This window comes from Streptosporangium sp. NPDC006013, assembly GCF_040614275.1.
Taxonomy (GTDB): Bacteria; Actinomycetota; Actinomycetes; order Streptosporangiales; family Streptosporangiaceae; genus Streptosporangium.
This window is the reverse complement of record NZ_JBEXUE010000295.1, coordinates 1-11,288: the sequence shown is the minus strand read 5'-3', so window position 1 is coordinate 11,288 and position 11,288 is coordinate 1. Positions and strand designations below refer to the sequence as shown.

General features: G+C 67.3%; 14 protein-coding genes and 2 pseudogenes. 6 read left to right on the top strand and 10 right to left on the bottom strand.

What is annotated here, in order from left to right:
• Positions 1 to 262: pseudogene (locus ABZ260_RS33885) on the top strand (hypothetical protein); the annotation flags it as partial.
• A 235-nt stretch (positions 263 to 497) separates the two neighbouring features.
• Here ABZ260_RS33885 and ABZ260_RS33880 read toward each other — a convergent pair.
• Together ABZ260_RS33880 and ABZ260_RS33875 are read right to left on the bottom strand one after the other, a co-directional pair.
• The gene (locus tag ABZ260_RS33880; RefSeq protein WP_355625900.1) at positions 498 to 761 is read right to left on the bottom strand and encodes a DUF1883 domain-containing protein; all 264 of its coding nucleotides are present in this window, start codon (positions 759 to 761) and stop codon (positions 498 to 500) included.
• An 85-nt stretch (positions 762 to 846) separates the two neighbouring features.
• Positions 847 to 1,170: a hypothetical protein gene (locus ABZ260_RS33875; RefSeq protein ID WP_355625898.1), complete on the bottom strand. Its 324-nt coding sequence runs from the start codon at positions 1,168 to 1,170 to the stop codon at positions 847 to 849.
• A gap of 635 nt (positions 1,171 to 1,805) precedes the next feature.
• On the opposite strand from ABZ260_RS33875, the gene ABZ260_RS33870 reads away from it, so the two are divergent.
• Positions 1,806 to 3,044 carry an IS110 family transposase gene (locus tag ABZ260_RS33870; RefSeq protein ID WP_355625896.1) on the top strand — a complete coding sequence of 413 codons (1,239 nt, stop codon included), beginning with the start codon at positions 1,806 to 1,808 and terminating at the stop codon, positions 3,042 to 3,044.
• Here the strand turns inward: ABZ260_RS33870 and ABZ260_RS33865 are convergent.
• On the bottom strand, positions 2,984 to 3,439 hold the full coding sequence (locus tag ABZ260_RS33865; protein ID WP_355625894.1) for an NUDIX domain-containing protein: 456 nt from the start codon (positions 3,437 to 3,439) through the stop codon (positions 2,984 to 2,986). The two genes, ABZ260_RS33870 and ABZ260_RS33865, sit on opposite strands and share 61 nt — an antisense overlap.
• Positions 3,440 to 4,309: 870 nt before the next feature.
• Here ABZ260_RS33865 and ABZ260_RS33860 point away from each other — a divergent pair.
• Positions 4,310 to 4,888, top strand: coding sequence for a DUF6245 family protein (locus tag ABZ260_RS33860; protein WP_355625892.1), 579 nt, complete (start codon positions 4,310 to 4,312; stop codon positions 4,886 to 4,888).
• Between the two features lie 83 nt (positions 4,889 to 4,971).
• Here the strand turns inward: ABZ260_RS33860 and ABZ260_RS33855 are convergent, their stop codons facing one another.
• The 4 genes from ABZ260_RS33855 to ABZ260_RS33840 all read right to left on the bottom strand — a co-directional run bounded on the left by ABZ260_RS33855 (position 4,972) and on the right by ABZ260_RS33840 (position 6,886).
• A complete protein-coding gene (locus tag ABZ260_RS33855) occupies positions 4,972 to 5,481 on the bottom strand; it encodes a DUF4145 domain-containing protein (protein ID WP_355625890.1) in 510 nt (169 codons plus the stop codon).
• A complete protein-coding gene (locus ABZ260_RS33850) occupies positions 5,478 to 5,630 on the bottom strand; it encodes a hypothetical protein (protein ID WP_355625888.1) in 153 nt (50 codons plus the stop codon). The genes ABZ260_RS33855 and ABZ260_RS33850 overlap by 4 nt, the downstream gene beginning before the upstream one ends.
• Positions 5,631 to 6,051: 421 nt before the next feature.
• The gene (locus ABZ260_RS33845; RefSeq protein ID WP_355625886.1) at positions 6,052 to 6,486 is read right to left on the bottom strand and encodes a hypothetical protein; all 435 of its coding nucleotides are present in this window, start codon (positions 6,484 to 6,486) and stop codon (positions 6,052 to 6,054) included.
• Positions 6,487 to 6,619: 133 nt separating this feature from the next.
• A complete protein-coding gene (locus ABZ260_RS33840) occupies positions 6,620 to 6,886 on the bottom strand; it encodes a hypothetical protein (protein ID WP_355625884.1) in 267 nt (88 codons plus the stop codon).
• Positions 6,887 to 7,175: 289 nt separating this feature from the next.
• On the opposite strand from ABZ260_RS33840, the gene ABZ260_RS33835 reads away from it, so the two are divergent.
• Positions 7,176 to 8,732 (top strand): reverse transcriptase domain-containing protein, encoded by a 1,557-nt coding sequence (locus ABZ260_RS33835; protein ID WP_355625882.1) that lies wholly within the window; start codon positions 7,176 to 7,178, stop codon positions 8,730 to 8,732.
• A 265-nt stretch (positions 8,733 to 8,997) separates the two neighbouring features.
• Here ABZ260_RS33835 and ABZ260_RS33830 read toward each other — a convergent pair whose 3' ends face one another.
• Positions 8,998 to 9,324 carry a DUF4158 domain-containing protein gene (locus ABZ260_RS33830; protein WP_355625880.1) on the bottom strand — a complete coding sequence of 109 codons (327 nt, stop codon included), beginning with the start codon at positions 9,322 to 9,324 and terminating at the stop codon, positions 8,998 to 9,000.
• Positions 9,325 to 9,505: 181 nt separating this feature from the next.
• Here ABZ260_RS33830 and ABZ260_RS33825 point away from each other — a divergent pair, with 181 nt between their 5' ends.
• The gene (locus tag ABZ260_RS33825; RefSeq protein WP_355625878.1) at positions 9,506 to 9,853 is read left to right on the top strand and encodes a DoxX family protein; all 348 of its coding nucleotides are present in this window, start codon (positions 9,506 to 9,508) and stop codon (positions 9,851 to 9,853) included.
• 71 nt (positions 9,854 to 9,924) lie between these two features.
• Here ABZ260_RS33825 and ABZ260_RS33820 read toward each other — a convergent pair whose 3' ends face one another.
• A complete protein-coding gene (locus ABZ260_RS33820) occupies positions 9,925 to 10,110 on the bottom strand; it encodes a hypothetical protein (RefSeq protein WP_355625876.1) in 186 nt (61 codons plus the stop codon).
• A gap of 82 nt (positions 10,111 to 10,192) precedes the next feature.
• Positions 10,193 to 10,675, bottom strand: a complete 483-nt coding sequence (locus ABZ260_RS33815) for a hypothetical protein (protein WP_355625874.1) — start codon at positions 10,673 to 10,675, stop codon at positions 10,193 to 10,195.
• A 168-nt stretch (positions 10,676 to 10,843) separates the two neighbouring features.
• Between ABZ260_RS33815 and ABZ260_RS33810 the strand changes: the two are divergent.
• A pseudogene (locus tag ABZ260_RS33810) lies at positions 10,844 to 11,288 on the top strand (hypothetical protein); the annotation flags it as partial.

The window sequence follows — 11,288 nt, the reverse complement described above, 5'->3', positions numbered from 1 at the left end:
CGTGGCCGGCCGCAAGACCGTCGCCACCCTCACCGGCCACACCGGCTGGGTTGAGTCGGTGGCCTTCAGCCCGGACGGCGAAACCCTCGCCACCGGCAGCGGCGACAACACGGTGCGGTTGTGGGACGTGGCCGGCCACAACACCATCGCCACCCTCACCGGCCACACCGACGAGGTCTATGAGGTGGCGTTCAGCCCGGACGGCACAACCCTCGCCACCGCCAGCTGCGACAACAGCGTGAAGTTGTGGCCGACCCGCTGACCCAGTAGATCATCACCGCTTCAGCCCTACCGCCGAAATCCTTCCGATCCTCCCCAAAGATCGATCGGGGAGCTCGCGCGCCCGTGCGTAGACCCCTCGCGAAACTCTGAAAACTCTTCGCCTCCAGACCGGTTACCTCACGGCGGTGGCCACCGCCGAGACCGCCCGCGACTTGGGCGGGGAGCACGGCCCAGAGGACGCGCCGCGCGTCCCCTGCGCGCGGGGGCAACCTCGGTCAGTCGAAGACCTCGGTGACGGCGACCTTGATCCGGTGGGCGTTGCTGTCGACGACGAGGTACCAGTAGGCGTCATAGGGCACCTCCAGGACGACGGGGCTGACGTCGTAGAAGCCGCCGTGATACTGGTACGCGTCCCCGTCGAGGTATGCCTGGTAGTCGTCGACGTCCATGAGGCACACCCGGGCGGCCGACCCACGCAGCTCCACCTCGAAGCAGGCGCCGCCCGCGCACGATCCGATGTCCCAGTACAGATGGTCCACAGAACATTAGTAGCCGGTCACCCAATGGGCGGGAAGCCATTGTCCGCGCGCGGACGATCGGCCCTGGCCGCGCTCCGAGGTTCGGCTACGGCTGCACCGGCAGGAAATGCCGGTCGAAGATCTCGGCCCATTCGGGCAGGATGACAAACCCCCCGCCGGAGGCGCGGCGGGTGGCCTGGAGCTCGGCCAGCTCTGCCAGCGCGGCGACGAACGGAGTGCCACGCTGTTCGGCGGGCAGCTCCCCCAGCGCCTTCTGCAGGCGGGCGTAGCCGGCGGGGAAGGCCACGGCCGCCCACTCCTCCTCCTGGCGCGCCTTCTCGGCTCCGGCCTGCATCCGCTGCTGCCATTCCAGGTGGGTAGCGCAGTCGGGAGCGTGCCAGATCTTGGTGAGGGTTTCGCCGCCTCCCATGATGGTCAGGCTGTTGTCGGAACCGGGGCCGGCCTGGCAGGTAGGGCACTGCTGAGTTTGCGTCGTGGGCTGTCGCTGATCGGCCAAGAAGCTCACCTCGTATGTCACCGGGACAGGAAAGGCCATTGTGCGCCGATCTCTCCCGGCGCTAACCGGAGGTAGTTGATTGTGCCCGTATCGTCGCGAAGTGACGATGCCTAATGACTCTGTACGACCCCGAGTTTCCCGACTCGGGAGCTCATCCCGCTGACGTCTCGACTTGAACTGGAGCTTGGACTTCTCATCGCAGGCCGTACGCGGTGAGGGTGAGCGACCGGCGGGTGGTCGTCGACGGGGGCCGAGTGAACGCCTGTGTTGATACCGGACCGCGAGTCCTCTGCTAAGACTGTGCGCCTCGGTCCCTGTCGACCACCACCCGCCAGTTCGTGCGATTCGGCACGATCGTGACGTGAGCCAGCCGCAGGAGACACCGCTTTGTCTACCCGGACCTTTCGAGCCCTTGCGCAGAGCGCGGACCTGCGGCCGGCTGGGGCCACGAACCGCTGATCGGATGTCGAGCCGCCGAGCTCTCTCATTAGGGCGTGGCGTGCCCCTGCATGGCTCACCTGGGCCAACGACCGACCAAGGAGGCGCCGGTGACGGTGACATGCGGAATCGACTGGAGCGAGAAACACCACGACATCGCCCTGGTTGACGAAGGCGGCAAGCTGCTGGCCAAACGACGCATCAGCGACGACGCCGAAGGCTGGCGGGTCCTGGTCGAGTTGCTGGCCGAACACGGCGACCGCCCGGAGGATCTGATCCCCGTCGCGATCGAAACCGGCCGTGGCCTGCTGGTGTCGTGCCTGCGCGCCACCGACCGCAAGGTGTACGCGATCAACCCACTGGCCGTGGCCCGCTACCGCGAACGCCACACCGTCGCCCGCTCCAAGTCCGACCACGCCGACGCCATGACCTTGGCCAACATCTTGCGCGTCGACGCCGACCACCACCGGCCCCTGCCGGATGACTCCGAGCTGGCCCAGGCGATCGCCGTACTGGCCCGCGCCCAGCAGGACGCGGTCTGGAACCGTCAGCAGCTGGCCAACCAGCTGCGCTCGCTGCTGCGCGAGTACTTCCCCGCGGCACTGAAGGCCTTCCACGTCAAGAACATCGGCCTGACCTCCCGCGAGGCCCGTGCCGTCCTGCAGGCGGCGCCCACTCCGGCCGCGGCCGCCAAACTCACCTTCCGCCGACTGCACGCCCTGCTACGCGGCTCAGGGCGCCAGCGCAACATCGAGACCTGGATCAACCGGCTGCAGGCGCTGTTCGGCGAAGAGCAGCTGCGCCGGCTCCCGCTCGTCGAAGAAGCCCTCGGCCGCCAGGCCCAGGCCCTGCTGTTGCAACTGGACGCTGCCTGCCGCGCCGCCGACCAGCTCGCCGAGGCCACCGGCGAGGCCTTCGGCCGGCACCCGGACGCGGCCATCATCACCAGCTTCCCCGGTCTGGCCGACCTGACCGGCGCCCGCGTGCTTGCCGAACTCGGCGACGACCAAACCCGCTTCGCCGACGCCCGCGCGCTCAAGGCCTATGCCGGTTCGGCGCCGATCACCCGCGCCTCGGGCAAGAGCCTGGTCGTCCACCACCGCAAGGTCAAAAACCAGCGCCTGGCCGCCGTCGGCTACGTGTGGTCCTTCGCCTCCCTACGGGCACCAGGCCCCAGAGCCCACTACGACTACCGGCGCGCCGAGGGCGACCGGCACTCCAGCGCGTTGCGCAACACCTTCAACCGGATGCTCGGATGCCTGTTCCACTGCCTGCAAAACCGCAAGGCCTACAACGAGCTCGCCGCCTTCCCCCATCGTCGATCGATGCAACTCAGCCAAGCATCCTGAGCATCGGCCAACCGCTTGGCCAGCGGTATCGGGACGAAGCGGCACGCGAACTCAAGGCCGGCGTCCTCGCCATCGCCACGAACATGGTGCTGCCATGCATCAGCGCCATCTGGGTGGGCCGTGAGCTGGAAGAACGTTGTCTGCCGCAGCTGCCCGTCATCGGCACGCGGCCTGTTGTCCACCGCGATGGGCCCGATGATGGAGACTTCGGTCAAGCCGGTCTCTTCTGCGACTTCTCGCAGAACAGCCTGTTCCAGGCTTTCATCCGGCCCGACCCCTCCTGCCGGCACCTGAGTACCGGCGTCGGGCGAACCGACGTGATCGAAGACAAGAAGTTCCGGGGTGGATCGGTAGCGGATGACGTAGGCGGCGACGCGGATTCGCGGTCGAGACATCCCTCCATCATTCCAGAAAACGATCTTGACGCTATTCGTCAGAGCCGGGAGCTTGACGCTCTGCGCAGATCGGATGTCTTAGCACTGTCGCTGATTTTCCTGTATGTGTCCTGCTACGCATTGTCATGAAATGACGATGCCTTAGCACTGTCTCGTGTGATGGTTCGTTCTTTCTGATGGATCTTCAGTCTGAACTGTCTGGTCTGTCTCTCTGATTTCGTGGTCGTTGTCTCGTTGGTGTTCGTGTGTCTGTTCGTCGTGTCGTCGTCTTCTCCTTCGTGGTGTTGGTCTTCTGTGATCGGCGTTCGTATCACTCCCCGGACACGGCCCTGGCGACGTCGCCGGACGTGGCTCCTCGCCCTCCTGGCCCTCCTCGCCGACGCCGGCGACGGAGGAGCCGGTCCGCCCTCGGATCGGTAACTCCGGTTTATCTACCAACTTGCTCCGCGGATCGCGGCGGGTTCAGCGCCGGTGAAGGTTTCGAGGGGTTCGCCGAACCGGCGCCGCCGCGCGGCCGGTAAGTCCGACTTGTGTTCTAACTTGCCCCGCGCCGCGGCGCCCTCGAACGACTCGATCCTTTCCAGGGGCCAAGTCCGTAAGGCGGTCTTATCTACTAACTTGCGCCGCGGACTGCGGTGGGTTCAGCGCCCCTGAACCTCTGCTCTCCTCTCCTCGCCCGATCCCCGTCTCGCCCCCACGGCGTGCCGGGCCGGCGCGCGGCCGACTGGACCGGCGGCAAGCGTCGGCCACACTCCGGGCCGGGGGCGAGACGGGGCCCGCCGAGCTGTTCGCGCGCCCGCGCATAGGGGTGTCGCGAAAGTCGCGAAATCGGCGTCGCCCGAGGACCGCCACGCCCTACGGTGGGCGGCCATGACCTTCCCTCCGCTGTCGTCCGATCAGCCCGCCTCCGCCCAGCAGCTCGGCACCGCCCTGGCCGCCCTGGGCCTGTACGGCGGGACCAACACCGCCGCCGAACACGCGGCCGAAGCCGCCCGACTCGGCGGGCCGGACCCCTACCGGATGCGGCTCGCCAACGCCCTACTCGGCGCGGTCCAGGTCGAGGCGATGCTCGCCGAGACCAGCGCCGCCGACGCCGAGGGCCTGGCCGCCGCGCACCACGAGCAGCTGGTGACCGCGGGCGTGGCCGACGACGCGGAAAAGCTCGTGGGCTTCCTGCGCTGGCAGGCACTGCGGGTGTCCGGCCCGCTACGGCTGATCGCCCAGGACCCGGCCACCGGGCCGATCCCGCTGGCCGCCGCGCACGCCGCCGAGGGCCTCCAGCGGCTGCTGGGCGTGGCCGGCGCCGGGCAGGTGCCCGACGTGGAGACGGTCAAAGAGCACGTCGCCGAGATCGAGGCGGCCCGCGAATGCCTGGTCACCGCGATCGGCAACGTCGACATCCTGCTGCAGATGCTCTCCGGGCTGTCCGCGCTGTTCGGTGAGGACTGATCCAGCGGTGCGTCTACTTTCTAGAATTGAGCTTCTCGTCACCTAACGGCGTCGGCCCGAGTGGTCACTTTCTCGGATACCGGTCAGGAATCCGCAGGACTCTCGCCGTTCTTGTGCGCCTCCCGGCGCTGCTTGCGAGCCTCACGCATCGCCGCCTTCTTCGCCGGTTCGATGTAGAGCGTCTGTGTCATCTCCACGATCAGCTCGGCGACGTTGGCGACTTCCTCCGGGGAGTAGGTCAGCCCGTCGTGCACGCTGTCGTTGCCCAGCATGCGCGCCTCGTGCAGATCAACGATCAGGTCGTCATCAAGCTGCCCCCGGAGCCCTTCGATCTTGTCGTACAGCTTGTAACTGGTGGCGCCGCGTTCCTTGCACAGTTCCTCCACAGCCGCCCGATACATCGCGGCCGCGCCTCGATACGCGGCCGCTCCCTCACACCTCGAGCCTTCCTGGAACCGGTCGCGGATCGGCTCAGGTACCCCTGACGGGAGCTCCCTGATGGTGCGCGCAGGCCAGATCTGCATGATCTCTTTGACCTGTCTGGAGGCCGAGGAGCTGGAAGCCGACCCGCAGGTGATCAGCTCGATGGTCACCTGGTCACCTGGTCGCAGTAGTCGCAGCTCCACGTCTTCTCGAAGACGCCCCCTTTGGGGTCGTTCAGGCTGTCGTCGTACTTCGGCGCGATTCTACGGACGTTGCGGCTCGTCTGGGTGGTGCCGTAGCCGCAGTGAGCACAGATCATTTTCCGCGTTGCTTGGTCTAAGCGCATGTACTGACGGGGGTCCATGACGCCATAGGACGCGAGCAGGAGGGTGTTCATACCCGGTAAGTAGATCGCACGAAGCGGTCGCCCCAGCATCGATTTTCGTCACCCCGTTTAGGTAACGGGAAGGCAGGTTCCCGGAACCTAGATCATCCCGGCCGCCCTGCGCGCCCGCGCGTAGACCTCCTGCCGAAACTGCCGAAACGTGCTGACCGTGACGCGGCGCCCCGCTTCCGCCCCGGGCCGTCGTGGTCAGCTTTTCGGTGACTTTGCGGAGGGTCGGGGTCCCGCCGGGGTGCGTGCAGGGTGTGCAGGGTTGTTTCAACTTCCTCGCGCGGGTTTCGTCGCGCACCGCGGCGCAGGCCTTCGCGCGACGAATCCCGGACGCGCCGAGCGCTGCTCAGTCAGCCAGGCAGGCGTACCAGGTCGACTCGCCGTAGATCGAGCGGCTCCAGGCGTCGCGGTCCCAGCCGGTCACCGCCCGGCCGGTCAACGTGGTGACGACGGCGGCCGCAGCTTCCTGGGCTGCGGCCTGGTCGCGGGCTGCGATGCCTTCGCCGAACAGGCCGAACTGCGGGACGTGCAGGTCGCCGTCGGGGCCGTACAGGTGCCAGCGGCCATCGACGCGCGCCAGGCACACATCGGTCTCGCTCCACTGCCGCCCGATGGGGACGTCTTCCTCAGCGGGGACGTCCTCGCGGACGTCCGGGACGTCGTGACCGTCTACGGGGACGTCTTGCCGGACGTCTGGGACGTCCTGGTCGTGCTGCTGGATCCGACCGGCCAGGCGTGCGGCCTGGCGGTAGTCGGCCCGCTGGTAAGAATCGCGGCACACGGCCCAAACGAGCGGGTCGCCGCGCCCCGATGCCCGGGCCTGCGGGAGCGGGCCCGAGCGCCGCCAGGCCTACCGGCCGCCCCCGGCCGCGGCGTCGACCGCGGGCCCGGGTTGAGCCGCTGGTCCGGGCGGGTCAGCGCATGCTGTCGGTCATCACTTGTTCGAGGTGATCCGGATCGGCGTTGGTGAAATTGAGGATCTCGTTGTACAGGGCGCTCCAGTCGAGGGACCACTTGGGGGGTTCCCCGCCGCGGAATTTCCCGTCCGGCTCGTCGTCCGAGTTCTCGTTGCTGTACAGGTCCGCCCAATAACTCTGGACGAACTCGTCGTCATCCCAGCCCCACACGCTGCGCTTCTCCCAGCCCTCCAGCAGGAACTTCCACTGCGTCGAACGGCCCAAAGTCGTCTCTCCTCGCCTGTCATGTTTTCGCCATGGTCATGGTTGTGCGGTTGGTTTCCACCGGACCTGCAAAAACTTTCCCAAGATCCCGCTTTACAACTCCTTACTACTACAGCGAATGCTGGATCGGCTGCACCGGTGTGAAATCATGGCCCTCCGCTCGGCATCCGTGCGACCAGACGCAAAGTAGCTGTGAGTGACCTGGAGTTCCTGGGCGGCTTGACATAAAAGCACTTAGCGAGCAACGCGACCTGCGAAAACGCCCGAACCAGCCTTATCGCGCCGCAGGGTGCCTGACTCATCCCCGAACGCCCGGACCGAAACCCGCCCTCTGCGGGTGACACCGTCGCGCACCGTGACCTGCGGCGACGCCGCTCGTTTGGGCCGTGTGCCGCGATTCTTACCAGCGGGCCGAATACCCAAGGCCAATGGAAAACAGCGCCCGCTCGGCATCCCCGTGGTCATGGACCGGTGCCACCAGGCACGGGTCAAGAACGCGCTGGAGCCCGAGTGGGAGGCTCGGTTCGAACCTCGCTCTTATGGATTTCGACCGGGTCGCGGCTGCGCCGACGCGATCGGCTCCCTGTTCAACACCCTCAGAGGATCAAAAGCCAAGAGGGTGTGGATCCTGGACGCCGATCTGACGGCCGCGTTCGACAGAATCGATCATTCCCGGCTTCTCGCTGCTCTGGGCACCTTCCCCGCCAGAGAACTGGTCGCGGAGTGGCTGAAGGCCGGAGTGGTCGAGAACGGGGTGTTCACGCCGACCGATGAGGGCTCGCCCCAAGGCGGTGTGATCAGTCCGCTGCTGATGAACGTGGCTCTCCATGGATTGGAGGAGGCCGCAGGAGTTCGCTATCGCACGACCGGTGTTGATGCCGGGAAGGCGGTGGCGGGCACCCCGATCTTGGTGAGGTATGCCGATGATCTCGCGGTCTGCTGCTACTCCGAGCGGCAGGCCGAGCAGGTCAAGGCGCGGCTTGCTGAGTGGCTGATGCCGAGGGGGTTGGTCTTCAACGGGGACAAGACGCGAGTTGTCCACCGCGAAGACGGCTTCGATTTTCTCGGGTTCAACGTCCGCTACTACCCGCGAAACGGCAGGCTGTTGATCAAACCAAGCTCGGGCGCGGTCAGGCGAATCCGGAGAAGGCTCGCCGAGGAGATGCGTAGCCTGCGCGGCTCGAATGCGATGGCGGTCATCGCCAGGTTCAACCCGATCATTCGGGGATGGGCCGCTTACTACCGGGGGGCGGTGTCCAGCCGGGTCTTCTCCTCGCTGGACAACCACATGTGGTGGCTCACTTATCGGTGGGCCATGCGCATGCACCCCAACAAGCCGAAGAAGTGGATCGCCTCACGCTACTTCGGCAGGCACCACCGGTTCAGGAATGCCCGATGGGTATTCGGTGACCTCACTTCGGTCAATGACCGGGGCGACGTCCCTCACCTGATCAAGTTCTCCTGGACCGGTATCGTCCGGCACCAGCTCGTCACTGGCAGGGCGTCTCCTGACGATCCTGACCTGACCGAGTACTGGGCCAAACGGCGACGGAAGGTCAAACCCCCGCTGGACAGCTACAACCAGGGCCTGCTCGCCAAGCAGGACGGCCGGTGCCCGCTCTGCGGAGAACCCATCCTCACCGCCGACCAGCCGCCGCAATCCCCGCACGAATGGGAACGATGGTGGCTCAGCGTCGTGCGGCGGGCGATAGCGGCCAGCTATCTCACCCACGAACGACATGGCATGCCGGACGGGAAGCGCACACGCCTCGCGCACACCTCCTGCAACCGCAGCCTCCAAGCACGCAACCGCAGGAGACCGGTAACAACGTCATCAAGCCCGTGACGCCCTCGTGGCTTGCTTGAGCCGCGGTGCGGGGAAAACCCGCTCGCCCGGTTCTGAGGGGGCCCCGGCGCAGCAATGCGCCGGGGCTACCCGACAACGGGTGTTTCCCCTGGTGAGGGGTGACCTGGGATGTCGAGAGCGCTCCAGGGCACATGTACCGGATAAGGGACTGTTATCCGGTACACGGCCGTCACCAAAGTGTCGGCGACCGGGGGCGACTTCGGCGGCGACTGAGCCGCACAGCTAACAGTCCGGTTGCGCGCCGTCACCGCGTGCCGCGAAGGGGCCGCCGCTGCGTGGCCTTATCGCGCACTCCCGCGACCAGCCGGGCCAGCGCACTGACCCCGGGCAGCAGCACCCGCCGCTCGCGCAGCCACCCCACAGCGGCGTCGAACAACGCCTTGGGCCCGCCCTCGGTCGTCCACGCACGCGCATCCACCCAAGAGCGAAGCTCGGCCTCCGCCGCGGCGAAGTTAAGGCGGCCGCGCGGGCAGCGGCCGGGGTCGCGCTGCTGGCCCGTGTCGACACGGTGTGATGGTGCCGGGGTCTGCTTCCCACGTCGGAACGATCGTCTGACCAGCTCGTTGGGCACTGCAGGTGGGCGACCTTCACCACCTCATGCACCTGGTGCTCAACCGATGTGACGTCGTCCCTGGCGTCGGCCGGCGGAGCCGTGACCCACATCACACCGGGACATGTCACGTTCCCGGCAGCTCGTCTCGTCCGTGTAGTGCGCCAACCGGCCTATCACTCTCACGGAAAAGGGGACCATCGTGTTCGCCGCCTACCTCGTGATCACCCTCCTCGCCTCGGCCGTCGTCGGCCTGGCCGCCATCGCCAACTTCATCGGCCATGAATACCCCAAGAAGCAGGCGGACCAGCTTCGCGTGCCCCGTTCCTGGATGCTCCCGCTGGGCGTGATGCTGGCGGCGGGCTCGCTGGGACTGCTGGCCGGGTTCGCCGTTCCGGTGCTGGGCCTGCTCGCCGCCGCCGGCCTCGTGTTGTACTTCCTCGGCGCGTTCTGCGTTCACCTGCGGGCCCGTGACCACCACTTCGGCGCCTGGTCCGTGTTCTTCACGCTGGCGGCGGCCGCCCTGGCCGTGAACGTGGCCTACTACTGAGTTCCGGCCCAAACCGAGATCAGTTCGTCCGCGATGCCTCAGCCCGCAACCTTCTGACCTGCGGCGGAGGCTTATCGTTTAATTTCGACCGGATGGTCCCAAGAATCCGTCCTGGCGTCGTGGTCACGGAGCATGCGCAGGACGGTCGCCGGCGATGGGTGCCGTCCTTTCCGCTTGCCCGTGGTGGTGACGAGCCGGGCGGCGATGTCGCGCAGGCTGAGGTTCTGTCCGTGCAGGTGCAGGGCCATCGACAGCATGGCCTCGTCGTCGACGGCCGCGCCGCCGATGCTCTTGCCGCGCTGCCCCGCGGCGGCAGCGCGGCCTCAGCTCCGAGGGCGCTTACAGAGCGGTCATCTTAAGGCTGACCACGTACGAGTACGCCGTCTGCTCGGTCCCGGTGAGGGTCCTCGTGATGGTCCTGGTGGCGCCCGTGGCGAGCCCGGCGCACGTGCTGCCGGGGGCGGTCACCGTGCCGAGCCGGTCGCCCTGTCCCCAGATCGGGCCGTCGGCCTCGCGCAGGTCGAAGTCCACGTCCTGGGTGTTCAGGATGATCGAGGTCGGGTCTTCGAAGTCGCCGGGATTCCCGTCGTCACCGGCGTTCATGCCGAAGTAGTTGGCGTTGATCCTGGGGAACAGGTTCCCATCGACCAGGAACCGGAGCTCGTCCCGGCCGTCCCGGTCGGCCACGTTGCCGGCGTCGATGTCGTACAGTTCCACGCGGCACGAGCCGGCCATGGCGGCCGCCGGGGTCGCGGCCAACGCCATCGGCGCCACCAGACCTCCGGTCAGGGCGAGTGCGGCGATCACCTTACGAGAATGCATGCTGCTCCTCCTGGAGACGCTGACGTTTCGCGACCGTCGCGAAACGCGGCATCAGAGTCGCGGACGCAGCGTGAGCACATCGTTAGATCGCAGGTCAATGGCATAGAGCACACGATCTCCGTGCCTTCTGACACAGTCGGGCGGCAGGCACACGCCTACTGTCTTCGTATGGGAGACTCCTTCAGCCTGCTGCTGCTCGGCACGCCCGAGCTAGCTGTCGGGGGAAGGCCGGTGCGGATCCGTTCCGCTAAGACCTGGGCACTCCTCTGCTACCTCGCCACCACGCCGGGGGCACGCTCGCGGGCCGAGCTCGCGGGGCTGCTGTGGGGCGAGCGTCCCGACGCCAACGCCAGGGGCAGCCTGCGGCTGGCGCTGTCGGAGCTGCGCAAGGACGTGGGCGGCTGGCTCGACATCACCCGCGACCATGTCGGCTTCCGCGCCGCCGACGACTGCTTCGTGGACTACCGGCAGCTCACCCGGGACCCGACGGTGGCGGGGGCGCTCCGGTTGTGGCGCGGGGAGTTCCTCGACGGTCTCTCCTTCGGGGACGCGCCCGCGTTCGCCGGGTGGCTGGAGTGCGAGCGGCAGCGGGCCCGGCTGGTGCTGCGCGAGC